Source organism: Synechococcus sp. W60.1 (assembly GCF_047461575.1).
In the GTDB taxonomy this organism is placed as follows: domain Bacteria; phylum Cyanobacteriota; class Cyanobacteriia; order Thermostichales; family Thermostichaceae; genus Thermostichus.
In genome coordinates, this window is record NZ_JANSHL010000001.1 from 131,197 (window position 1) to 154,923 (window position 23,727).

The 23,727-nt window shown below is 57.9% G+C and carries 21 protein-coding genes, 1 tRNA gene and 1 pseudogene; 16 read left to right on the forward strand and 7 right to left on the reverse strand.

Going from position 1 to position 23,727, the window contains the following annotated elements:
- Positions 1-61 precede the first annotated feature (61 nt).
- Positions 62-1,858, forward strand: coding sequence for a DUF3352 domain-containing protein (locus NW805_RS00585; protein ID WP_414421313.1), 1,797 nt, complete (start codon positions 62-64; stop codon positions 1,856-1,858).
- A gap of 7 nt (positions 1,859-1,865) precedes the next feature.
- Here the strand turns inward: NW805_RS00585 and NW805_RS00590 are convergent, their stop codons facing one another.
- Positions 1,866-2,309 carry an ATP-binding protein gene (locus tag NW805_RS00590; RefSeq protein WP_011432443.1) on the reverse strand — a complete coding sequence of 148 codons (444 nt, stop codon included), beginning with the start codon at positions 2,307-2,309 and terminating at the stop codon, positions 1,866-1,868.
- A gap of 141 nt (positions 2,310-2,450) precedes the next feature.
- Here NW805_RS00590 and NW805_RS00595 point away from each other — a divergent pair, with 141 nt between their 5' ends.
- From NW805_RS00595 to NW805_RS00620, 6 genes are all read left to right on the forward strand, one after another.
- A complete protein-coding gene (locus NW805_RS00595; RefSeq protein WP_041436278.1) occupies positions 2,451-2,648 on the forward strand; it encodes a cytochrome b6f subunit family protein in 198 nt (65 codons plus the stop codon).
- Positions 2,649-2,685: 37 nt separating this feature from the next.
- Complete coding sequence (locus NW805_RS00600; RefSeq protein WP_238376891.1) at positions 2,686-3,015, forward strand: HU family DNA-binding protein; 330 nt, start codon at positions 2,686-2,688, stop codon at positions 3,013-3,015.
- 12 nt (positions 3,016-3,027) lie between these two features.
- Complete coding sequence (locus NW805_RS00605) at positions 3,028-4,488, forward strand: DASH family cryptochrome (protein WP_414421314.1); 1,461 nt, start codon at positions 3,028-3,030, stop codon at positions 4,486-4,488.
- Positions 4,489-4,587: 99 nt separating this feature from the next.
- Positions 4,588-4,659 (forward strand) — tRNA-Met (locus NW805_RS00610).
- A gap of 133 nt (positions 4,660-4,792) precedes the next feature.
- Entirely contained in the window at positions 4,793-5,509 is a 717-nt protein-coding gene (locus NW805_RS00615; protein WP_414421315.1) for a winged helix-turn-helix domain-containing protein, read from the forward strand.
- 17 nt (positions 5,510-5,526) lie between these two features.
- Entirely contained in the window at positions 5,527-6,720 is a 1,194-nt protein-coding gene (locus NW805_RS00620) for an RNA-guided endonuclease InsQ/TnpB family protein (RefSeq protein WP_414421480.1), read from the forward strand.
- A gap of 18 nt (positions 6,721-6,738) precedes the next feature.
- Here NW805_RS00620 and NW805_RS00625 read toward each other — a convergent pair whose 3' ends face one another.
- The 5 genes and pseudogenes from NW805_RS00625 to NW805_RS00645 all read right to left on the reverse strand — a co-directional run bounded on the left by NW805_RS00625 (position 6,739) and on the right by NW805_RS00645 (position 12,701).
- Entirely contained in the window at positions 6,739-7,389 is a 651-nt protein-coding gene (locus tag NW805_RS00625) for a Rho termination factor (RefSeq protein ID WP_414342382.1), read from the reverse strand.
- Positions 7,382-8,806, reverse strand: a complete 1,425-nt coding sequence (locus tag NW805_RS00630; RefSeq protein WP_414421316.1) for an AAA family ATPase — start codon at positions 8,804-8,806, stop codon at positions 7,382-7,384. Before NW805_RS00630 ends, NW805_RS00625 begins: the two co-directional genes overlap by 8 nt.
- Positions 8,800-11,005: pseudogene (locus NW805_RS00635) on the reverse strand (phosphoketolase). The gene NW805_RS00630 and the pseudogene NW805_RS00635 overlap by 7 nt, the downstream one beginning before the upstream one ends.
- A gap of 34 nt (positions 11,006-11,039) precedes the next feature.
- Positions 11,040-11,714, reverse strand: a complete 675-nt coding sequence (locus NW805_RS00640; protein ID WP_414421317.1) for a cysteine hydrolase family protein — start codon at positions 11,712-11,714, stop codon at positions 11,040-11,042.
- An 18-nt stretch (positions 11,715-11,732) separates the two neighbouring features.
- Positions 11,733-12,701 (reverse strand): isopenicillin N synthase family dioxygenase, encoded by a 969-nt coding sequence (locus tag NW805_RS00645; protein WP_414421318.1) that lies wholly within the window; start codon positions 12,699-12,701, stop codon positions 11,733-11,735.
- Positions 12,702-13,284: 583 nt separating this feature from the next.
- Here NW805_RS00645 and NW805_RS00650 point away from each other — a divergent pair.
- From NW805_RS00650 to NW805_RS00680, 7 genes are all read left to right on the forward strand, one after another.
- On the forward strand, positions 13,285-13,758 hold the full coding sequence (locus tag NW805_RS00650) for a hypothetical protein (RefSeq protein WP_414421319.1): 474 nt from the start codon (positions 13,285-13,287) through the stop codon (positions 13,756-13,758).
- A gap of 156 nt (positions 13,759-13,914) precedes the next feature.
- Entirely contained in the window at positions 13,915-14,967 is a 1,053-nt protein-coding gene (locus tag NW805_RS00655) for a leishmanolysin-related zinc metalloendopeptidase (RefSeq protein WP_414421320.1), read from the forward strand.
- A 125-nt stretch (positions 14,968-15,092) separates the two neighbouring features.
- Positions 15,093-15,371, forward strand: a complete 279-nt coding sequence (locus tag NW805_RS00660) for a hypothetical protein (protein WP_414342915.1) — start codon at positions 15,093-15,095, stop codon at positions 15,369-15,371.
- Between the two features lie 59 nt (positions 15,372-15,430).
- On the forward strand, positions 15,431-15,796 hold the full coding sequence (locus tag NW805_RS00665) for a hypothetical protein (protein ID WP_011432431.1): 366 nt from the start codon (positions 15,431-15,433) through the stop codon (positions 15,794-15,796).
- Positions 15,796-16,695 (forward strand): DMT family transporter, encoded by a 900-nt coding sequence (locus NW805_RS00670; RefSeq protein ID WP_414421321.1) that lies wholly within the window; start codon positions 15,796-15,798, stop codon positions 16,693-16,695. The genes NW805_RS00665 and NW805_RS00670 overlap by 1 nt, the downstream gene beginning before the upstream one ends.
- A 10-nt stretch (positions 16,696-16,705) precedes the next feature.
- Positions 16,706-17,818 (forward strand): glycosyl transferase, encoded by a 1,113-nt coding sequence (locus NW805_RS00675; RefSeq protein WP_414421322.1) that lies wholly within the window; start codon positions 16,706-16,708, stop codon positions 17,816-17,818.
- A 54-nt stretch (positions 17,819-17,872) separates the two neighbouring features.
- Entirely contained in the window at positions 17,873-19,198 is a 1,326-nt protein-coding gene (locus NW805_RS00680) for a class I SAM-dependent methyltransferase (RefSeq protein WP_414421323.1), read from the forward strand.
- A 141-nt stretch (positions 19,199-19,339) separates the two neighbouring features.
- Here NW805_RS00680 and NW805_RS00685 read toward each other — a convergent pair whose 3' ends face one another.
- Complete coding sequence (locus NW805_RS00685; RefSeq protein ID WP_414330153.1) at positions 19,340-20,035, reverse strand: hypothetical protein; 696 nt, start codon at positions 20,033-20,035, stop codon at positions 19,340-19,342.
- Positions 20,036-20,291: 256 nt separating this feature from the next.
- On the opposite strand from NW805_RS00685, the gene NW805_RS00690 reads away from it, so the two are divergent.
- Together NW805_RS00690 and NW805_RS00695 are read left to right on the forward strand one after the other, a co-directional pair.
- A complete protein-coding gene (locus NW805_RS00690; RefSeq protein WP_414421324.1) occupies positions 20,292-21,362 on the forward strand; it encodes a glycosyltransferase family 4 protein in 1,071 nt (356 codons plus the stop codon).
- A gap of 131 nt (positions 21,363-21,493) precedes the next feature.
- Positions 21,494-23,659: a glycogen debranching N-terminal domain-containing protein gene (locus NW805_RS00695; protein ID WP_414421325.1), complete on the forward strand. Its 2,166-nt coding sequence runs from the start codon at positions 21,494-21,496 to the stop codon at positions 23,657-23,659.
- The last annotated feature ends 68 nt before the right edge of the window (positions 23,660-23,727 follow it).

The window sequence follows — 23,727 nt, forward strand, 5'->3', positions numbered from 1 at the left end:
TGATGTGAAGCATTAGGGCCTGGGTACACGCGCTACGTCTCCCTCGGTGAAGAGATGAGATATGGGACGACGGCAACTCTTGCGCGGGATCCTAATCGGGTTGGGTCTTCTGGCCGCCCTGATGGTGTGGGTTGTCGTGTGGCTGCTCACCCGCAGTCCGGTGGCTTTGTTGCTGGCCCACCCGGAGCTGCCACCCATTGTGGGCTTTGCCCCCAGCTCTGCGCAAGCGCTGCTGGTGTTGGCCGTTCCCCTGGACGAGGTGCAAGCGTTTTGGCAAGCGGCAACCCCTGCCCCTCAGCGACGCGCTACCCGTCAGCAGTGGCAAAAGTTTTTCTCCCCTGAAGGCCCGGGCTGGCTGGGATCCATGCTGGCCGGGGGATCCCTTGATTTCGAGCGGGAGGTGCGGCCCTGGCTGGGGAAGAGCACCCTCTTGGCCAGCTTGCCAGAGTGGGGCACTTTGGTTGCCCTGGAAACGCGGGATGCGGCGCTCTCTCAGTTTGAGCTGAACCTGTTGTGGGAACGGCAGAGCTTGGCCGGGAGGCCGGTGCAGGTGGACACTTACAAGGGCATTCAGGTGGTGTCCAGCCCGATTCCGGGCCTGCAGGGGTTCTCGGCAGCCGTTTTCGGCGAGCAATACGTGTTGCTGGCGGAGCAGCCTGCTGCCATTCGCGCCGCCATCGATGCTTGGCAATTGCCGCAGTTGTCTCTGGTGGCTCAGCCTCTGTTTCAGCAGGTCATCCAGCCCTTGCGGGAGGCGCATGTGGGTTGGGCCTTCTGGCAAAATCCAGAGGCGGTTTCTCCAGACGGGCTGACGTTGCAGGCGGTAGGGCTGGGGTTGGGGGTAAACTTCCGCGGCTTGGTGGCCGAAAGTGCTGCCCTCTGGCATGCGCCTGCCGGGTTCTCCTTGCCGACAGCAGAAGCCTTTCGCCCGCAGATCCTTCAACATCTGCCGGATAAAACCTTGGCGCTGGTTTCCGGAGAGAATCTGGCCTCAGTTTGGCAGAGCCTGGGGCAGATCCAGCCCCTAAATCCCCTGGGATTGCGGGTGGATCCCGGCCAGTGGCTGCAGCGCTTGCAATCTCAGGTGGCGCTGGACTGGCAGCACCTGTTGCCGGAAGGGGGGGAGTTTGCCTTTGCCCTATTGCCCGGCGACGGGGATCCGGCCTGGCTGTGGGTCGGTAAGCTGCCGGATGAGTCGGTCGCGACAGCGGGACGGAGTCCTTATTTCGACTTGGATGAGCGGGCACGCGCCCAAGGCTGGCAGGTAATCTCTCTGGCAACGAAGCGTGGCACCGCCACCGCCTGGGCCAAACCAACCATTCCCGCAGGGGGGCAGTCAGAACCCCAGCCGGTGGCGACAGCGGGACGGAGTCCTTACCGCTCTATCCATCGACCGGAGATCCCTGTGTTGGCAGGCGAGCCGCTGGAAGTCAGTGGGAAAGGAGGATCCGCGTCATTGCAGGCGGCAGAGGCTCTCCCCCAAACGCTGCCAGGGATCCCGCTGCCGGCACAGGTGTATCATGCCGATCGCAAAGGCTATTCCTACCTGGCCTCTTCTTTGGGGGCTCTGGAGACGGCCCTCGCGGATCCCCCCTTGAGTGCAAATCGCGCCTGGCGCAAGTTGGTGGCTTCCCTGCCCCACCGCAATTTGGGCTATGGCTATGGATCCCTGGGGTTGCTCTTGGAAAGCGAGCTGCCCGACCCGGTCGCGTCAGCGGCGCGGAGCGCTAAGGGATCCCGCTGGTCATCCACGCGCTTTGCCTTCGCCACCACAGCCCTAGCGGTTTCTGAAGCTCCCTACCCCGATCGGGGCTGCCAGATTACCCAAATGGGCAAGCTGTTTTGGCAGTGGTATTGAGGGAGGGTCAGACTATCCAGGGATCCCGGCAGTTGGCGTGGATGTATTTGGCCAGGTAGACCTGGTTGCCTGTTTCATTCCACTCCACAAAGTCGAAGATTTGGGTGAGCAGCAGCATTCCTCGGCCCGACTCTTCGGTTTCCAAGATGTTATGTTGGCATCGGTGGAGCTTCTCTTGGGGACAAAAGCCGGGCCCTTGATCTCGCACCAGCCATTGGTAAAAGGGTTCGGAGCTGGCGTACTCGATGATCACCTTCTTGTTGGGGTCGAGGCCGTTGCCGTGGCGGACGGCATTGATGATTGCTTCCTGTAGGCCCAAACGTATTTCCGCTCTCCAGGCAGGAGGGACTTTTGAGATCAAGAGATCGAGGACAGGCTGAGTGTAGAGGGTGGAGGGAAAGCTGATAACGCTCCAGGAGCAGTGGGCGGGTTTGAGGGAAAGGGCAATCACGGAGGCAGTCTTCCCTGGGGCACGGCACTCTGACCCCATTCTAGCAATCCCATCGGGGTCAACCCCAGCAGAGGTGCGGCAGGAGCTCGGCAAGGGGACTTTTGCCGTACCATCTTGAGTGGTAAGTCTCTTCGCGGTTTTATGGCGATCAAGGTTGGAAATAAGGTCAAAGTTCGCTCTGTCCAGGATCGCGGACAAGAAAACCTCAGCGCTCTGGTGGGCAAAGAGGCTGTGGTGCTGGCACGGCGTGTGGTCGATGGCAGCGGTGTCGGCTACATTCTGGAGTTTCCCGATCGCTCTCGACATTGGTTTTTCGAGAGTGAACTGGAGGTGCTCTAAGCCCCTGTCTGTGTTCTGTTGTCTAGAGGGTCGGTTGGTGGCTTCTCCTCCTCATTTGACTCGCCGTTTGCTGGCCCGCCAGATGGCCGCGCAGGTGGATGGCCTGACCGTGGAAATGGCTGCTGCTGCTCTGGAGGCTATGCTGGACAGCATTAGCCAATGCCTGGCCCAGGGGGGATCCGTGCGGCTGGCTCGCTTTGGCACGTTCTCGCTGCGCCATCGTCCCGCCCGGCAAACCTATCATCCGCGCACCAAGGCCCCTGTTCACATCCCGGCTGCCGATGTGCCTCATTTTGTTCCCAGCCCTGAGCTGGGGCGTCCAGCTGGGGTTCGGGTGTCCAAGTCTGAGTCCGCGGGATCCGTGTAGGGTAGCTGCAGAATGACCGTCCTGCTGTGGTTTCGCACCGACTTGCGCCTGCTGGATCACCAGCCGCTGACGCGGGCCTGCCAACAGGGATCCCCTTTGATCCCCTTGTATTGCTTGGATCCCCGCCAGTTTGGCCAGACTTCCTTTGTACTCCGCCCCAGAACCAGCCCTTTCCGCGGTCAGTTTTTGCTGGAGAGTTTGGCAGATCTGCGGCAGCAGTTGCGGTCGCGCGGCTCGGATTTGGTGATCCGCCAGGGACAGCCGGAACAGGTGATCCCCACCTTGGCACAGGAGTGGGGAGTCAAGGCGGTCTACGCCCATGAAGAGGTGGGCACCGAGGAGAAGGAGGTGGCGGCTGCTGTTGAGCGGGCTTTGCGGTCTCTGGGGATCCGGCTGCAGGTTGATTGGGGCCATACCCTCTATCACCCTGAGGATCTCCCCTTTTGTCTCTCGCAACTGCCGGAGCTGTTCACCCGCTTTCGAAAGCAAGTCGAGGGGAGCACCCCCATCCGGGATCCCTTGCCCATTCCCTCGATCCCCCCCCTGCCATCGGGTTTGGATCCCGGCCCTCTGCCCACCCTGGCCTCGCTGGGGCTATCTTCACCTGCTAGGGATCCACGGGCCCGCTTCACCTACCTTGGCGGCAGCACTGCTGCCCATGCCCGCCTGCAAACCTACTTTTGGGATCTGGATCGGCTGCGCATCTACAAAGAAACCCGCAACGGCATGTTGGATCCCGACGATAGCTCCCGGCTTTCTGCTTGGTTGGCGCTGGGCTGTATCTCGGCCCGCACCGTCTATGCCGAGGTCAAGCGTTATGAGCAGGAGCGGGTGCGCAATGAGTCCACCTACTGGCTGGTGTTTGAGCTGCTGTGGCGGGATTATTTTCGGTTTATCTTGGCCAAGCACGGCGCCAAACTGTTCCGTCCTTCTGGGATCCAAGGGATCCCCATCCCTTGGCAGCAGGATTGGCCGCGCTTTCAGGCTTGGTGTCGGGGTGAGACGGGCTACCCCTTGGTGGATGCCAACATGCGGGAGCTGGCGGCTACCGGATTTATGTCCAACCGGGGACGGCAGAATGTGGCCAGCTTTTTGACCAAGAACCTGGGCATCGACTGGCGCATGGGCGCTGAGTGGTTTGAGTCGCTGCTCATCGACTACGACGTGGCCAGCAACTACGGCAATTGGAACTACACCGCCGGCGTAGGGAACGATGCCCGTGGCTTCCGCTACTTCCACATCCCCAAGCAATCTCGCGAGTACGATCCCAAAGGAGACTATCTGCGCCACTGGTTGCCGGAATTGGCCGGGATCCCGGGGGACAAAATCCACGAGCCCTATCGCCTCACTGCTGCCGAGCAGAAGCAATTTGGAGTCCGATTGGGGGTGGACTACCCTCGCCCACTGGTGGATTTGGAGAAGTCTCTCGCGGCCAACCGACGGGTTTACGAAGCTGCCCTGGCCTGCCGATAGGCATTGCCTTGTCTGGGGCTTCTTCCCGAGAGGGGGCTGAGGGGATTTTCTGAGGCGCAGTTCCGGCCCAAGAGTGCTATTCTAGTTAAGCACTATCCTGGCTCAGTAGCTCAGCGGTAGAGCAGGGGACTCATAAGCCCTTGGTCGCGTGTTCAAATCACGCCTGAGCCATCCATGCCAAACTTTTTTCAGAGGCTTCCCGGCCTGGCGGATACCCTAACTGGCTTGCAGCAGAGGGTTGGCGTAAAGTTATGGGTGGAACCTACTTCGGTTTGGGATCCCTGTTTACACATCGGTTCTACAGATGGCCGTTCCGGATTATCAGAGCTTGATGTTGCCACTTCTCCAGTTTGCAGCACGTAAAGAAACCGAAATATCAACCAGCGAAGCTGTTGAAGTTCTGGCAAAGGAACTGGGCCTCACAGAGGACGATCTCAGGGAGATGCTGCCGAGCGGTGTACAGCCAACCTTTGTCAATCGCGTCGGCTGGGCTGCAACTTATATGAAAAAGGCAGGGCTGCTGGAAACAACGCGCAGAGGATTCTACCAAATTACTGACCGCGGAAGAGATCTTCTTGAAAAACAGCCCAAAACCATCAATGTAGAGTTACTCAGGCAATATCCTGAATTCCGAGAATTTGAGAGGCCCAAAGACACAAGAAGCAGCAACAAGGCAAGCAAACAAAAAGCTTTATCAGAGACTTCGGCAGCGACACCATTAGAGCAGTTAGAAGCTGCATATGAAAGTCTCCGTGACAAACTGGCCGATGAACTGCTTGCCAAGCTAAAGAAAGTATCGCCTGCCTTCTTCGAAAAGGTTGTTGTGGAACTGCTGGTCAAAATGGGCTATGGAGGTTCACGAGCAGATGCGGGCAAAGCAATTGGCAAGAGTGGCGATGGTGGAATTGATGGGATCATAAAAGAGGACAAACTCGGTCTTGATGTTGTGTATATTCAGCTAGAAATCGCAGGAGCCCCGCACTGTACCCGTAGGGTCAGTGCCGGGAGGAATGCGCTTTGATGAAGTACAATGAACTTATGAGCCAAGTCCTGACCGTCTCCTGTAAGCTCAAGGCGTCCCAGTCGCAAGCCGCCAAATTGGACGCGACGATGGAGGCTTTTGGCCAAGCCTTGAACTGGGTCAACCAGAACACGCCGGAGAAGATCGTCAACGCGGTCAAACTGCAATCCCTTTGCTACTACGAGATTCGAGCCCGGTTCGGCTTGTCCAGTAACTTGGCTCAACAGGTGTGCAGACGGGTGGCAGGCGCTCGCAAAGTGGCGAGACAGCGCAACCGTCCGGTTAAAGAGTTCAAGCGTAGGTTCGTTACCTACGACGCACGTATCTTTTCATTCCGCGAGAAAGACTGGACGGTGTCGCTGACCACGGTGGAAGGGAGAGAACGCTTTGAGCTAGCCATTGGTAACTACCAGAGGGGAATGCTGGCTGGCTCTAACCCCAAATCGGCCACCCTGGTCAAGCGCAAAGATGGCTCCTACTACATCCAGATTTGCGTAGAGAAAAAACCACCCAAGCAACAAGATACCGACAAGGTGATCGGGGTGGACTTTGGGAGGACAGATATTGCCCATACGTCAGAGGGGGACAACTGGAATGGACAGCAGTTGAGCAGAGTCCGAGAGCGCTACTCCCGGTTGAGGGCGGTACTCCAACGCAAAGCCAGTAAGGGCACACGCAGTTCGCGGCGCAGATGCAGAGAACTGTTGCAACGGCTGTCTGGTAAGGAGAGACGCTTTCAGGTGTGGGTCAATCATCGCATCTCCAAAGCTATTGTCTCTAGGGCAAAAGCTACCAACAGCGCTATTGCTCTGGAAGACCTGACAGGGATCCGGGAAAGGATCAATCAACAGCCACGCAGCAAAACCGAAAGGCGCAGGGCCAACAGTTGGGCGTTCTACCAGCTACGCCAGTTTCTGGAATACAAGGCGAGGGTTGCAGGGGTTTCTCTGATTCTTGTGCCGCCCGCCTACACGTCGCAGACCTGTCACAAGTGTTTACACATCCATCCCGATCCTGCGCAATCCTACCGCAGTGGTAAGTCGTTCAAGTGTGGGCACTGTGGATGGGAAGGGGATGCGGATTTGAATGGTGCGAATGTGATTGCGCTCTTGGGGGCTGCCGTAAACCAGCCTAGAGGTTCGGGCTTGTTTTGTTCTCTGGTAGAGCAGAACAGGCTCAGGGCTACTGAAAGCCCGCTCCGTACCGCTTAGCGGTCGGAGCCGGGTAGTTTACCTCTCTCCCTCTGTTTTTTTCCGCGAGCGAGTTGAGGTCGCTTTCTTCGCGCCAGCGGATGCCGCAGATCTCTTGGATGATTTCTTCAGAGTAGGGGGCAACGCTGTAGGAGTTACGAAAAATACTTCCGATAGGGCATCCAGTTTTTTGCCTCGCGTAATTTTGCACCCAAGCTTGGTTATGGGGGTTAAGTCCTGCCACCAACTTCTATCCGCCTCTGCAATCCGGGCAGCTGCAATGGTTACATCGACTCCCTTGAGGGGACTGCTGGGTCGCTCGGCTAGGTATCTTAGCGCAGCCAAGATAGTCTCTCTCGATGTATTGGTCAAATTTACCTTCGGAACAATTTCTTTGGCGAGAATCTGGGCCTGCTTAACCTGCTCTGGATCAGGATCGACAACGATACACCATAGCCTTTCCAGTCCCGCTTCTTGAGCAACTGCATAGACAAAATGGTTACCAATGGCCTTGTACTGATAGTCGCCAGCCTCGACCACCAGCAGAGGAACCCAGTTGTGTCCTCCTGTCGCCCTTAGCTGATCTGCGGCTGCGGCAACAAGGAAGGAGGGAGCAGAAAACCCATCGGCGGGCGTAATGCTCTCAAGGGGTAAGTTAACCAACCTACCTAGATCTGAAAACTCACTCATCGATAAAGTACTCACGGGCAAGACTCTGGTAGTATTCTAAAACTCTCCTGTCCCTAAAGACGGCAGGCCTTCGATCAAAGCTTGCAGAGGATATCACTGCATAGTCAGGTATCCTAAAAATGCTTTTGTTTTCATTACCTCTCTTAAAATGCGGCCAGAAATATGGACGTAGATCTACACTTTTCTCCTGGTCGATAAGCTTACCTATCTCTTCGTTAGCTAGTTTAATAGTGTATTCACTTCCCGAAGAGACACCGTTGAAAAAGGTAGGCAAAGCAATAGGGCCACCATCCTGTCGTGACCTAGCAGTTTCTGGAACAAAGCTGGTGATTACTCTAGCAGCATTATTCAGGGAAGACAGATCGTCGGGGCGGGTAGGTATCAAAATAACATCGGCAGCAAAAACACCACTTTGGCTGAAGTAAAGCCATTGAGTTGGGCAGTCGATTAGGATGTAATCATACTCATTGCGAAGAGGAGCAATGAGATCGCGAAGGCGCCGAGTTCCCTTTGGGATATATGCTACTGCCCGGCTATCAGTCAACGTCTCTAGTTCAGGGTCTCTTGGGATAATGTCGAAGATGGAAAATCCCTTGAGTTTATATGTTTGGACAATGGCATGGACGTCTATTTTGGGATCCTTTAAACATTGCGTCAGTGTAATTTTTCCAGGAGTGGCTCCCAAACTTCTTGTCAGATCACCCTGAGAATCAAAGTCAACAACTAAGACCTTTTTTTTCTTGGTTGCTAGTGTTGCCGCAAGGTTAATGATCGTCGTTGTTTTGCCTACGCCTCCTTTGTTATTGTACACACATATAGTCAAAGCACGCTCATAGTTTTCTAGCTTGTTTCGCAAATCACGTACTATGGTCTCAATGTTATCTGGATTAATGGATAAGTTTGCTGTAGCAGGGTGGACGACTTTTCCATGCTTCCTCCAGATCTGGATGTAACTCGCGTTTGTGATTATTCCCCACTTTGCAGACTTAGAGCGCTCTCTAGATAGGTATCCTTTTACTTGATCTACTGCTTCTTCGTAAGTGGAAGAGCCTTCACTGAGGTCATATGTTCTAGATTTGACTTCTAAAAAAAGATATGGATTTTTCTGGGAGTTATAAAAAATATCCGTAGCTTCCGTATTCTTCCGTGCTGCAAAGTCTACCTTTCCACAGCCTGTCTCAAATTGAGGTCTAATCTCTAGATCGTCAAAGCCCAGCTCGTAGAGGAGAGGGTTGGCAAAATACTGGACAATAACTTGCTCAGTTTTTTCGCTAGGAGATATTTTCTCAAGTTTCTCCCGAAGAGAGTTAGCACTGGCCATAGGACGACAAAGGTAAACAAAAAACTGACACTTAGAACTTCTCGAAGTGTGAAACTGGGGTAATCCCTTGGTAGATTGAAAGCTTGCCCTCAGCATAGCAGTTGCTTGGCTCGTTCTGACAGTGCCTGAGCTGTCAGGCCGTTGTAGTCCATCAATTCGGCGGGTGGCGGTGGTTTCGCCGCGTTTCCAGGCAAAAATGTCGCGCGGGCCAGTGTAGCGCAATGTCAGAGGCTCCAACATCAGGCTGGCCCCGCCTGTTACGCCGATGAGGGCCTCGCCGGCAAACCAAGCGGCAAATTCTTGGTCGGACATGAATTCCCCATCTGGCTGAGCACAGGTGGACCAAGCCACGTCGCCGGGGCGATACAGACGGCGGGGGTTAATCACCGAGACGATTTTGCAGCCGATCCCTTGGGCTTGGAGCTGCTCAGCCGCCTCGAACACGGGCAGGAGAATCATATCCCCCACCACGGCAAAGACCACGGTGCGGGATCCAGGAAGTTCCTGAAGGACGATGCAGCCCTGCTCTACTGCTTGGCGAGCTTGTTCGAGGGTGGTGCGGATGGGCAGGGGGGTTTTGCTGGCGATGATAGGGATCCCTTTGTTGTGGGTGGATAAGGCCCATTCGTAGGCAGCTTGGGCACAGTTGGCATCGGGCGGGAAGAGGGGGAAGATGTTGCCGTTGCGCATCATGGCTGCCAGGTAGGCCTCAATTTCCGGGCGTTGGTGGGTCCAGCCGTTGCGCCCCTGTTCCAAAGCGCCGGCAGTGAAGAGGGCAATGGCCGAGGGGGTGGGCCGGCGCAGCTCCGCCATGGCTTGGGTTACCGTCTGCCAGATGGGTAGGCCGTTGACGGCAAAGGACTCGTAGGAGCACCACAGGGAGCGTCCGCCGAAGAGGGCTAGGCCCGCCGTTAGCCCCGCGCAGGCATCTTCGCTCAGGGGTTCGTAGACCTGGCCTTGGGGCTGTTGGTTGTATAAGGGATCCACCGTGGGGTGAATCACCTTGAGACCTTGGTTCACATTGGCGATGCCGGAAGCTTCGTTGCCGTCGGCATTGGCCACCAAAAAGTCGGGATCCTTCTGCCCCACCTGCACCACCAGGGATCCGATGGCCGTGGTGGAAACCTGCTTGTCCCCTAGGGGAAACTCCGTTAGGTTTAGGGATCCCAAAGGCGGCAAAGGCCGAACGAACTCTGTAACCGCCACCTTGGCGGCTGGCCCCCCGGCTGCCCGTTGGCAGTTTTGTCGCACCAGGGCCCAAGCTGCCGGATGTAAGGCCCGCGCCCGCAGAGCCGCCACAATGTCCGGGTGATCCAGAGTGTGGTGGCCGTAGAGGTTGTGGGACTTGGATCCCTTGGCATGTACCCCGGCTCCCTTCAGTTGCTTGAGGATGAAAACCGTTAATTGTCCGCTCAGGGCTGATTGGATGGCTCGCTCCATTTCGATCAGCACCCTCTGGGCAAAGGCAATGCGGGCTTCCAGGGAAAACTGGGTGCTATCGACATAGGGGCCAGGCTGTTGGGCATCGTCAAAGTCCTTGGCATCCACCAACACCACTTCCTCAAAGCCGTTGCCCCGCCAATACTCGGCCATCTGGGCGTTGCTGGCGGTGGAGATCATGCTGTGGTGCTCTTGGCTGTAGCCGTTCCAGACCAGCACCGGCAGGAAGTTGGTGCGCTGCGGGAAAGCCGTGTGGAAGTGAATCATGGAGCTCATCACATAGGGCTCTCCCAGGCCGCCATCCCCAATCGTGACCGGGAAGAGGCGATCCGGGTAGAGTAATGCCCCCGCCATGGCAAAGTGCTGCCCCTGCCCCAGCGGCCCAGCCGGCGCCAGCAGTCCGGGAATGTAGCCAGAGAGGTGACCCAACAGCCCTTCCCGCTCTCGAAAACGGGCCCGCAGGTCGGCGACGGTGTGGATGCCCATCTCGGCCAGGGATCCATCCAAGAACATGGCCGCGTAAAAGCCCGGCGCGTGGTGCCCAACTTCGGTGGGGATGTTCTTCTGGCCCAGGTACACCAGAGCGGCATAGGCTTCTGCTTGGCTGGCAAATCCCCCTGGGTGGCCTGAGGCTTTGCTGGCGGTCATTTGCAGGGTGAGGTAGCGCAAGGCATCGGCATAGAGCAAGGTTTGGTAGGCGGCCATGCGACTGCCGGGATCCCTCAGTTTCCCGGTGCCGGCATCCACTGCAGGGGCCTGGCCCAGGCGGTCAAATTCCGGCCAGGGATCCCCGAAGTACTGGATCCCTTCGCAAAAGGCGGGGACTTGGGCAGTTGCCTCCTGAGCCAGTGTCATCGGTTCAGCCTCACGCTTGTTGGGTTATTCACACTCACTGTAAACCCGATAACGCTTTTTGGACGTTCTGAGCAGAACTCGTCCAGCCGACGATGCCCCCTTGCGCCCGGATCATCTCCAGGGTGGCTTGCTTGAACTCTGGGAAGTAGCTGGCGGTGCAATCTTCCACCAGCAGGCACTCATAGCCGCGGTCATTGGCCTCGCGCATTGTGGTTTGCACGCAGACTTCTGTGGTTACTCCGCTGAACAGCAGGTGGGTGATGCCGCGCTTTTGCAAGATTTCTTGCAGCTCGGTGGCGTAGAAAGCCCCCTTGCCGGGTTTGGGAATGACGATCTCTCCCGCAATCGGGGCAAGCTCAGGGATGATGGCGTTGCCCGGCTCTCCCCGAATCAAAATCCGCCCCATAGGGCCTTCGTCCCCAATGGTCAGGGATCCCTTGCCGCGTTTGCGCTTGCTGGGCGGGCAATCGGAGAGATCTGGCTGGTGACCCTCCAGGGTGTGGATGATGGTTAGGCCCTTCTGACGACAGAAGTCCAGCAGTTCCTCCAGGGTGGGCACAATGGATCCCAGTTGGGTGACATCGTTGCCCAACATTTCCCCAAAGCCGCCTGGTTCCAGGAAATCTCGCTGCATATCGATGATCACCAGGGCCAACTGAGACAGGCTGGGAACTTCATACTCGTAGGGCAGGGCTGGGATCCGAAACATAGAGACCCCCAGTTGGGATCAATGCTGGGGCGGGGATCCTGCCTCGGCCAGGCCAATTTCCCTCAACCGCTGGGCCAAGTATTCTCCGGCAGTCAGGGAAGGAAACCGAGGGATCCCGCCGGTGCGGGCCACACAAGTCGGCAAGGGCGTGAGATCCACCTCTGGCCGCGGATGCACAAAGAAGGGAATGGAAAAGCGGCATTCTTGAGGGTTGTCGGGGTTGGTCACCCGATGGGTGGTGCTGCGCAACAGGCCATTGGTGAGGTTTTGCAGCATATCCCCAGCATCGACAATGATCTGACCAGGGAGGGCCGAAATGGGCAGCCAAGATCCATCTCGTTGCAGAAGCTCTAGACCTGGTGCGGTGGCTTCACACAAGAGCGTGATCAAGTTGATGTCTTCATGGGCTGCAGCTCGTAAACTCTGGGGAGGGGCTTCAGCGGGAAGGGGCGGATAGTGAATCACCCGCAAGAGATTGGCTCCTCCTTCCACCGCTTTGGGCAGGTATTCGGCAGGCTCCCCCAGATACAGAGAGACCGCCTGCAACAGGCCCTGGGCACAGGTTTCCAGTTGGGCGAAGAGCTCTACCATCACCCTGCGAAATTGGGGCACCTCCCGAGGCCAGATGTTGGCAGGAAGGTGGGGATCCCCTTCGCGCCCGATGTGCCAAAACTCTTTCATGTCAGGATAGGGATGATCTTTGGCGTGTTCTTTGCCAAAGGGGGTGTACCCTCGTTGCCCCAGCAGGGCCGGATCCTCATAGGCTCTCTTGGTCGGCTCTGGCAAAAGAAAAACCGCTTCTGCCACCTCATAGGCTTCCCGGATCAATTCCGGCGATAGGCCATGGTTGACCAAGGCAAAAAAGCCAATCTGTTGCAGCGCTTCCCCCACCTGGCGGACAAACTGCTCCCGCTCACCTGACGTTCCGTTTTGAAAGGCGGCGAAATCGACAACTGGCAGGGTCTGGCGTTGGGGAGTGGTTGCCATGGCAGAAGTCGTCTCTGGTGGAAAGTCAACACTTTCTCAGGCAGCGGGCTTGGTACCCTATGCTATCCTTCCTAAGAAGCCAAGGGGAGAGTTCTGAATCGAAGACGGTCTGTTCGGGGTTCATCTACAATATCTATCTACAATATCTAGAGTCTAAAGCTGCTCAGCTACTTGCCTTCCCACAAGATGCAGGTAGAATCCTGCCGGACAGCCTCTGTCCCTTTTGTCTGGAGATTGCACCTTGTAGTGGCCTGTGCCCTTTTTGGAAGGCTGTGATAAAGTCGATAGAAGCAAAGCTATGGATTGATTTTGCCTTGAGAGCAGTCTGAGCCCTGGGTAGGCGGAATGGAGCGAGTTGTTCTGTTGTTGCACTGGGTTAACTGGATAAAGCAGGGCAGGCTACTTCTCTCTTTTTTAGCTGATTAAAGTTTTTGTAAAGTTACGGATCCCTGTTGCTTGTCAACCATAACCGCGCCTAGAATTGCCGAGGACTAATGTTTTCGGAGATAGTTTGCAGACACTGTTGATGTTGCTTTCCTTTTGCCTACTCTCAATCTGTTGACCTTTCGAGACCGACTGCTCTATGACAGACACTCATCCCTGTGCCCCCTGTATTGTGAATACGGGAACTCTGGTCAATAAGCGGGATATTTACCGACTCCTATCCGATTTGGCCCGTGTTCGCTACTTCGATATCGTCGATGGCTCAGTGCGGAAGCAAGGGGAAGGCTGCGTGGTGGATGTTTTTCAGGATCCCACTGCTGCCACACTGGTGGTAAACCGTAGCCTCTACTTAAATGTGAACAGCTTTGACTATGCCTGTCTGCGGGATCCCGCTTCCGAAGAAGAGATTGCCAACCTGGGCAAGGAGCAGCCGGGCGTGGTTATCGACTTGGTTCAGGACGGACGTATTCTGCGCTTGGTTCCCCTGGCGGAGCCGCGTTCGGATCCCGAGGAGCTCTTGGGGGATAGCCAGGCGTTGCGGGCAGCGGTGGACGTTTTGGCTGCAGGCTGGGGCATAGAAGAAGAAGGATCTTCTGACTCTTTGGATTGTTAGATTGAGGGCTTCCGACCTGAAGATATAGACCTCCAAACCCACCTCTTCCCGGCCTTGAAGTTGGCCGGTGCGGTGTGACGCAAATCATGCTCAGGAGGAGGGTCGCAACCGGTATGATCCAACTGGGCCGTGAGGCTCTTTGCGCTTGGGGGTGGTGTGAAGGTTTTTTCGGGGCAGCGACAGCTTCTGGGGAAAGTATGGGGTCTGCGTCTGCTTGGATCCCTGGTGGCTGTGCTTCTGGTACTGGCGCTCAAGGCCTGCGGGGGAAGTGGTGGCTCCTCTTCTGTGAGTGTCATTCCCACTCCCATTCCAACCGTCATTCCCACTTCTACTCCGACTGTCGTTCCTACCTCTTTGCCCTTGCCGACGGCTGCGCCTGTTTCCCAGTTCACCATTGACGTTCGCTTTCCCGACAACAGTCTCACCCCCACCCAGCAGTCGATCGTCCGCAATGCCGCTCTGCGCTGGCAACAGATCATCGTTGGTGACCAGCCGGATCTGCCCCCCACCACCATTCGGGCCGACGAATGTGATCGAGGGTTTCCCAGCACGCCACTCAATTTCCCCATCGACGATCTGTTGGTGGAGGTGCGGGCCAGAAATCTCGGCGACGAGCGAATTTTGGGGAAAGCTGCTCCCTGTTTTGTACGGGCCTCTAATGGTCTGCCTTTCTACTCCGTCATTTTGTTCAACAGCCAAAACCTATCGGCTTTGGAAGAACGAGGGGATCTGCCCATTACCGCCCTGCACGAGTTGGGCCATGCCTTGGGCTTTTTGCCCAGCGTCTGGGATCCCAAGGGGCTAACGGTGGGCTTGGTGGGACGGGATCAGCCTACGCCCCCTGGCTACGATCCCCGCTTTATCGGCCCCAGGGCGGTCAGCGCCTTCGCCACGCTGGGAGGAAACGCGCCCTCTGTGCCCTTGGAGAACCAGTTTGGGGAGGGATCCCGAGATTCCCATTGGCGGGAGAATGTCTTGGGCCGCGAGCTGATGACCAGCCGCATCGACCGGGGGGTAGCCAACCCCTTAAGCATTCTCACCGTCGAAGCAATGGCAGATATCGGCTATGACGTGAACCCGGCAGCGGCGGATGGCTTTGCTTTGGGGCGCGGCAGGGGGGTCTCTCAACCTTTGGAGCTGCAAGAGCTGGAGTTAACCCTACCCCTACAGCGATTTGACGCCGAGGGCAGGCGGGTGGGGGATCCCTGAGAAAAAGAGCATATTTACTCATGGCCAAGATGCTGCTTCTTAACAATAATGAAAGTCGAGTTGTATAACTTCACAACATCGACATAACATCGACAAGTTCTCACCTCATCTCTTTGCAATTAGCTATGGGTATCCTCAAAAAGCTTTTCGGCGGCCTGTTCTCCTTCTTCGGCATTCTCTTCGGCGGCTTGGTGGATTTTGTTACCGGGCCTTTTCGTCCTGCACCGGCTTCCCCCAGCTCTGCTCCGGTGGCTACAGCTGTTCCTGCCAACAAGCCCAAGGTGGTGGTGGAGAAGCCTTTTGTGCCCAATGAGATCTCGGCTCCGCGTCCTAACCGTCGCCCTGGCCCGGCTTTGGATGTGTTCCGGGCTATGGTTCAGGAGATCCCTTCGGCGCGAGCTTAGTCTGCCCATCTTCGGGAGCAGCCCGTAAGATGGAGGTGAAACGCTGGAGACTGCTCTCTATGTCCGATCTCTCTTTCTCAGAACAAGAACGGCTGAAACAGCTTGAGCGTGAACTGGAGCAGGCGGCTGCAGCCTCTCGGGAGTCGGGAACATCCGTTGCGTCTCGGGGGAAAAGTGCCGTTCGAGCTTGGATTGAGACTTGGGGGCGTCCACTGGTGACGGTCTTCGCCATTCTGGGCTGTATTCTTCTGGTTGGGCTGTTCTTCCGGGTTTTCGGCACTGTTCTCAGGTGGGCGGTGGTGGCGGGGTTGGGCTACCTGCTCTACGCCTGGGTGGTGGCACCGCGGCTGGGCCTTCCCACCGGAGCTAAGTCGAAGCCAGAGGACGGTGGTAGCGGTGCGGAGCACCATCTCGACAGCTTTTGATGGGCAGGGATCCCTGGCGAGCATATGCTTACCTGGCGGCGGCCATCTTGGGCTGGGCTACGGCTGCCAGCGCTTTTAAGTTTGGGTTGCAGCACCTGTCGCCGACGGTCTTGCTGATTTTTTCGGCCTTTAGCTCTTGCCTGATCCTGGGGATCGTTTTGGTGGTTACAGGGCGGGCAGGGTTCCTCGGCAAGCAGAGGGGATCCCAAATCCGCCTGTCGGCTCTTCAGGGGCTGCTCAACCCCCTTGGCTACTATGGAGTGTTGTTCCAGGCTTATGACCGTCTGTCGGCTCAGGCGGCGATGGCTCTGAATTACACTTGGCCGCTGGTGCTGGCTCTTCTGGCGGTGCCGCTGCTGGGAGAGCGCTTCCGTTGGCGGCTGGTGTTGGCCTTGGGGGTGAGTCTGCTGGGGGTGGTGCTGGTGGCTACGGGGGGATCCTGGGGCACCTTGCAGGCGGGGGATCCCTGGGGGGTCCTGCTGGCGGTGGGCAGCTCTGGAATCTGGGCGCTCTACTGGCTGCTCAATGTGCGGGATGGGCGAGATGCGGTGCTGAAGCTGTTTATGGGGTTTCTCTTCGGCAGCCTCTATGGCCTGCTACTGCTGCCGTTTCAGGAGGTCTCTTGGACAGTTGCGGGGCTGGGTTGGGCGGCTTACATTGGTCTGGCGGAGATGGGCCTGACTTTTGTATTTTGGCTGCGGGCTCTGGAGTTGGCGGGCCACCGGGGATCCCTGGCCAACTGGGTGTATGTGACGCCCTTTTTGTCGTTGGGGTTGATTGCGGTGCTGTTGGGCGAGAGGATTGCGCTGGGATCCGTGCTGGGCCTGGGTCTGATTTTGGCCAGCAATCTGTGGGGATCCCGTAGGGAAAAGTCCCCCGCAGATCCTGTTCTGTCTTGAGGTGGTCGCGATGAATCCCGTTCCTCTGTATGTGGCGGCAACAGCTCACGGGTTTGGGCACGTTACCCGTCTGGCGGCGGTCGTGAATGCTTTGCTGCGGCGGGATCCCCATGTTCTGCCCATCTTTGTTACGCCGGCTCCCCGCTGGCTCCTGGAGCGTTACGTGGAGGGGAAGTTTCTCCATCGGCCGCGGGCGTTGGATGTGGGGGTGGTGCAGCCGGATGGGCTGCAAGCGGATCTGCCGGCTACGTTGGCTGCCCTCAAGGCGTTTAAAGCCAGCGCTGCGGAGCTTGTTCGAGAAGAAGCGGATTTCATTCGAGCCCAGGGGGTGCCTTTGGTGTTGGCGGATGTGCCGCCCATTGCTGCGGCGATTGCCCAGGCTGCTGGGATCCCTTGCTGGATGGCCAGTAATTTTGGCTGGGATTTCATCTACCAAGAATACGGCCCTGAGTTTCAACCGTTTGTGGCCTGGGTTCGGGAGCTCTATGGGCAATGTGACCTTCTGTTTCGCCTGCCCTTTAGCGAGAGCATGGTCGCGTCAGCGGTGCGGAGCACTAGCGCCTTCCCGCATCAGCAGGAGGTGGGGCTGACGGGATCGGATCCCCGCTACCCACCAGAAGAGGTCGCCGCCCAGTTGGGGTTACACCCGGATCAACCCAGGGCTTTGTTTACCTTTGGCGGGCTAGGGGTACGGGGGTTTCCTTACGAGCGGCTCCAAGATTTTCCCGACTGGCAGTTTCTCACCTTTGATCCGGAAGCTCCCCCCTTGCCCAACTTGCGGGTTTTGGATGGGCAGGTGTGGCGACCGGTGGATGTGATGCCCCTCTGCCGCTGGGTGGTGTCCAAGCCGGGCTATGGCACTTTGGCGGAGGCCCTGCGCAGCCGCACACCTATGGCCTGTGTTACCCGCTCTGGGTTTGCCGAGTCGCCGTTGCTGGTTGAGGGTCTGCAGCGCTACGGCTGGCATCGCATCCTCTCCCCAGAGGAGTTCTTTCAGGGATCCTGGGACTTTTTGCGGGATCCCGCCCACCCACCCCAGAGGCCGGATGGATTGGATCTGCAGGGGAATGAAACCCTGGCTGCTGCCTTAGAGGCATTCCTGCGGGGAAGGGATGCCGGGTAGCATAAAGGGCAGCTTCCTGCAGCGGATCCCTTCACGGTAGCGGTGTGGAGCCCTATGGCCAGCAGCTCGTTCGGGTCAGCGGTGCGGAGCACTGCGGAATCTTTGCGGCAACTGTACGAAGAACTGCCCTACCCCAATGTGGCGATTGAGGCCTCGGGCCGCAACGCCATTGACGGGTTGTACCGCCTAAGTTTGACCACCGCCCAATACGCCCGCACCCGCGCCATTGTGCCCAGCGAAGGCGCTCTCATTTTGAATGCTGGCTGCGGCTCGGGCTGGGAAACGTTGATCTTGGCGGAGGCCAATCCGGGGGCGCGGCTGGTGGTGTGCGACCTGTCGGCAGAGTCGGTACGGGTGACGGAGCGACGCTTGCGCTACCACGGTTTCGGAGAGGTGGAGTTGTATGTTCTCGACCTGTTGGATATCGAACAGTTGGGGTTGGAATTTGACTTCATCAGCCTTAACGATGTGCTCTATCTGCTGGACGATCCGGTGGCGGGGCTAAAGGCGCTTAAGCGGGTTCTCAAACCTGACGGGATCCTGCGGGCCAACCTGCACCACGCCTACCAGCGGGAGGTGATCTTTCGCCTACAAGAGGCGTTTCGGCTGCTGGGGCTGTTTGATCTACCCACTCCTGAGGCCTGTCAGCGGGTACGGGAATTCATGGCCAGTTTGGCCTCGGACGAAATGCGGGCAGCCCTGCGCTGGAACCCTGAGATCTACAAAGACGACACCAACATCCGGGCCAACTACCTCTTGCCAGGAGACAAGGGCTTCCTGATCCCCGACCTGATGCGCATGCTCGAGGAAGCTGAGCTGGGCCTGGTTTGTCTGGTGGACTATGCCGACTGGGATCCGGCGCTTTTGTTCAAAGAGAGGGCCATGCCCCCCTGGCTGCAAGCCGAGCTGGACAAACTCTCGCCTGCGGATCAAAATCACTTTTATGAGCTGATCTACCCCAACCATCGCCTGATCGATTTTTGGGCAGAACACCCCGGCTCTTCCTTGGTCTTGCCCTGGAGCGACGCCGATTGGCTGGGGGGCAGAGTGCAGCTCAACCCCATCCTGGCCGACAACGTCGAATTTCGCCAAAACTTTGCCAAAGCTCACGAGAAAAAGCTGGAGTTTGCTATGAATTGGCCGGGATCCAGCTATGGGCGCCTGACCATCTCAGCCCCTCAGATGGCTTGGCTGGGATCCCTGTTGCAGGGGCCAACGCCGGTGAAGGCCATGATTGAGCAGGCAGCTCAGGTCAACACGTTAGAGCCGGAAGCGGCCCAGGAGGAGGTGCTCACCTACCTGGCAGGGCTGGAGTCGTTTTTGTTTGTGATGTTGGATCCTGCACCCGTTCCAGGAGAAGGAGTTTTTCCAATCGCTTGAGATCCCCGAGCCTTTCTCCCAAGGGTAGAGGGAAGCCAATGGGCCGGTTCACGGCAACTTGGAACGACTATTGAGGGATTGAGGCTCTGCCGGGCTGCAAGAACGGTCTTGGGCAGAGGTCAGATGGGAAGAGATCCCTCTCTAGCGATCCACCAGGCGCAGCTCGAAGGTGAGGATGTTGGCGGCCAAAATCTCCAAAGCCCCGCCCTCAATGAGGTCGCGAGTGAGGGCAGCCCCGGAGCCACTTTGTTGGATCAATTCGCGGCTGCGGCGCACCGTCTCCTGTCGCTGGGGGTCGTCCACAACCACCTGCCGCTGATTGGACAGGCTGAGGCGATAGAAATTGGGCAGATCCCCCCGGGTGGCATCAATGGCCAGATTGGTCTCTTCAGGGGCTACGCGGAAGGGGGCACGGGCGGTGAGCAGAGCCACCTGGATATCTTGGTCTCGCCCATCAAGGCCCTGCAGCTCGGATATATCGATCTGGAAATTGAGGGTATCGCGGTCACGGGTAAGGCGATTAACCCGTACCTGGTTAAAGCCGACGGCAAACTCTCGTTCCGGCTCTCCAAACCGCTGGATGGTGGCTTGCAAGACCGACTCTTCGTTGAGGGGGGTAACCCGAATGAGGTAATCCCAGTCCCGCACAAAGGTGTACTCGTTGGGCCCCACACGGACGTTGGGATCCACCAAGTTGGCGGTAGGGCCAGGGCTGCCGGCCCGGCTGAGAGCTACCATGTACCAGTAGTTGGGGCTGATGGGCAAGCCCAGGGTCATGCGTACTTCCAGCACTGGCCGCGCCCAAGCGGCAACAGCCGTGAGAGCCGTTATGGCCATGGCTCCCAAGCAACTCCACAGCCAGCGCTGAGGAGGAAAATTAAGCTGCGGCGGGCAAGAGCAAGTGATGGCTGGGGTTCTCATTCAAGCCTCTTCAACTCTCCGGCAGGTGGCGGCAGCCTGAACTCCTTTCCTGCTCACTCTGGAACAGTCTAGCCAGGAATGGCGTGCCCTCAACAGGGGATCCCAAGGGTCGGCGGCGGAGCGCCAGCAGAAGTTTTCGTTAAGCAGTGATGATTCGGTGTGGAGGATGGCTATGCGCATTGCTCAGATTGCCCCTTTGCATGAGAGTGTGCCCCCCAAGCTCTACGGCGGCACTGAGCGGGTTGTGTCTTGGCTCACCGAAGAGCTGGTGCGGCGGGGGCATGGGGTGACGTTGTTTGCCAGCGGCGACTCCCAAACCCAGGCTCGCCTCATCCCCTTTCGGGAGCGGGCTTTGCGTTTGGATCCCACGGCTATCGACACGGTGGCTCCTCATATTTTGATGGTGGAGAAAGCCTTTCAGATGGCAGACGAATTCGACATCATCCACGGCCACATCGACTACTATCCCTATGCCCTGGCCCGTCGCCACCCCCAGGTTTCTTTTCTGGCCACCCTGCATGGGCGGCTGGATATTCCGGAGCTTCAGCCCCTCTACACCGAGTTTCAGGATATTCCGGTAGTTTCCATCTCCAATGCCCAGCGGCTGCCTTTGCCCCAGGCGCGATGGCTGGGGACGGTTTATCATGGCTTGCCTCTGGATCTCCACTCTTTTTACCCGGAAACAGGGGATTATCTGGCCTTTTTGGGCCGGGTCTCCCCGGAAAAAGGGCTGGACACGGCTATTGAAATTGCGGCGCGGGCAGGGATGCCGCTGAAGGCTGCTATCAAGATCGATGCGGTGGATCGCCAGTACTACGAGTTAGAAATTAAGCCTTTGGCCAGTCGCCACCCCAATGTGGAGATCATAGGGGAAATCACCGACCAAGAGAAAAGCGAGTTTTTGGGCAAGGCCTATGCGGTGCTGTTTCCCATCCGCTGGCCGGAGCCCTTTGGGCTGGTGATGATTGAAGCGATGGCCTGTGGCACGCCGGTAATTGCCACCCGTTTTGGCTCAGTACCCGAGGTAATGGCCGACAGGCGCTCCGGCTTTATTGTCGACTCGGTGGAGGAAGCAGTGGAGGCTGTGGAGAAGGTGGGATCCCTGAGCCGAGCCGGGGTGCGGCAGGTGTTTGAGGAGCGGTTTAGCGTGGAAAGAATGGTGTCGGACTACGAGGCTCTCTACCGCCAACTGGTGAACGAGCGGCAGGAGATGTCGCGAAGAAGGCAGCTTAATAAGGCTTAGATGGGCCAAGTAGCAGCTAGGGCTGCTGGGCTGCATCGGGGGGCCCCTGCTTCTTCGCCTTCTTTGAGTGGACCGATAGCAGTAAGCTGTTCGCGTAGGAGACCGGCTGGATAGGGATCGAGAAGACCGAGATGGCAGAAGACATCATCCAAATTCAAGATCAGTACTACATCCGGGCCAGCGCCTCTTGGGTGGAGGCACGCTCTCATGTTCTCAAGCATGACAACTGCTTTGCCATCTTTGACCGGCGAGGGAACATGCGCCCCCTTGGCATCCGGGATCATGGCCTCTTCCGGGACGACACCCGCTTTTTGTCCCGCTGGGTGTTGGACTTACAGGGAAAGCAGTTTCTGCTGCTCAGCTCAGAGGTGCGGGAAGACAAAGATATTTTGGCGGTGGATCTGACCAACCCGGAGTTCACCACCTCAGAGGGGCAGTTTATCGGTCAAGATACTCTGCATGTTTTACGGACTACTTTTTTGTGGAACAACGTTGCCTACGAGCGCATTCGCATTCACAACTACGGCTCGGAGCCGTTTCGCGTGCCGATTACCCTGCGCTTTGAGGCGGACTTTGCCGATATTTTTGAGATCCGGGGCATCCGACGGGCCCAGCGGGGTCAAGTGCTGCCGGCCCAGGTGAACCCTGAGGGAGTGGTTCTCCGCTACCGCGGCTTGGATGGAGTGGAGCGGCAAACCCAGTTGCAATTTTTGCCGGCACCGGATCTGGTATCGGAGAAGCTGGCGCAGTGGTGGGTGCCCCTGGCTCCTCAGGAGGAACGGGATTTGGAGCTGAGGGTGATCTGCAGCTACGGCGGGGAGGAGATTGCCCCTTTGACCTACCAGGAGGCTCTGCAGGCGGAGCGGGAGCAAAGGGCTTCCTTGCGGGCGCAAGCCCACCGGATCGACACCGGCAATGCTCAGTTTAACGATTGGCTCAACGCCTCGCGGGATGACCTGCTGATGATGCTCACCCGCACTCCCTACGGGCTTTATCCCTATGCGGGGGTGCCCTGGTTTACCACGGTCTTCGGGCGAGATGCCCTGATCACCGCCTTGGCTACTCTTTGGTGGTTCCCGGACTTGGCCCGAGGGGTGTTGCTCTATCTGGCGGCCCATCAGGCCCAGGAGGTGGATCCCAGTCGCGATGCGGAGCCGGGCAAGATCCTGCACGAGCAGCGGCGCAGCGAGATGGCCAAGACGCGCGAGATCCCCTTTGGCAATTATTTCGGCAGCATTGACTCCACCCCTTTGTTTGTGGTGCTAGCAGGGCGCTACGTGCGCCGCAGCGGCGATCTAGAGCTGTTGCGGCAGCTCTGGCCAAACATCGAAGCAGCCCTGCACTGGATGGACACTTACGGGGATGCGGACGGGGACGGCTTTTTGGAGTATGCCGGCAAGGCGCGGCGGGGCCTGCGCAACCAGGGCTGGAAAGATTCTGAAGATGCCATCTTCTACCCGGACGGATCCCTGGCAGAACCCCCCTTGGCCCTGTGCGAGGTGCAGGGCTATGCCTACGAAGCTAAGCAGTTGGCAGCAGAGATGGCCGAGCTGCTGGGGCGGCAAGAGCAAGCAGCCCAGTTGCGACAACAAGCGGAAAAGCTGCAGCAGCAGTTTTGGGATCACTTCTGGTGCGAAGAGTTGGGGGGCTATGCCCTGGCTTTGGATGGCCAGAAGCAACCCTGCCGGGTGCGCAGCTCCAACATGGGCCACTGTCTGTTTTCGGGGATTGCCCATCCCGAGCATGCTGCCTGCATTGCCCGGCAACTGCTGGAGCCAGCTTTCTTCAGCGGCTGGGGGATCCGCACGGTGCCGGAGGGAGAGGGGCGCTACAACCCCATGTCCTACCACAATGGCTCCATCTGGCCCCACGACAATGCCTTGATTGCCGCAGGCTTATCTCGCTATGGCTTCAAGGGCGAAGCGGTGCGGGTCTTGACAGCGCTGTTCGATGCCAGCCAGTTTCTGGAGCTGAAGCGGCTGCCTGAGCTGTTTTGTGGCTTTCGGCGGCGACAGCGGGAGGGCCCCACCCTTTATCCGGTGGCCTGTCTGCCCCAGTCTTGGGCGGCGGCCAGTGTGTTTTTGCTGCTGCAGGCTTGTCTGGGGCTGGAGATCGACGGGCTGGCTCAACGGGTACATTTAACCAAGCCCACTCTGCCCCTGTGGCTGCCCCATGTCATTCTTGAGAATGTGCAGGTGGGCCAGGGATCCCTGGACATCGGTCTCTATCTGCAGTCAGGAGGGGTGGGGATCACCGTCCTCAGGAGTGCGGGGGACGTGGAGTTGACGGTGAAATAGTTGCAAAATTCAAGACATCCGCAACACAACCTACAACTAAGTTTCACCTGCCAAATGTGGCGATAGGG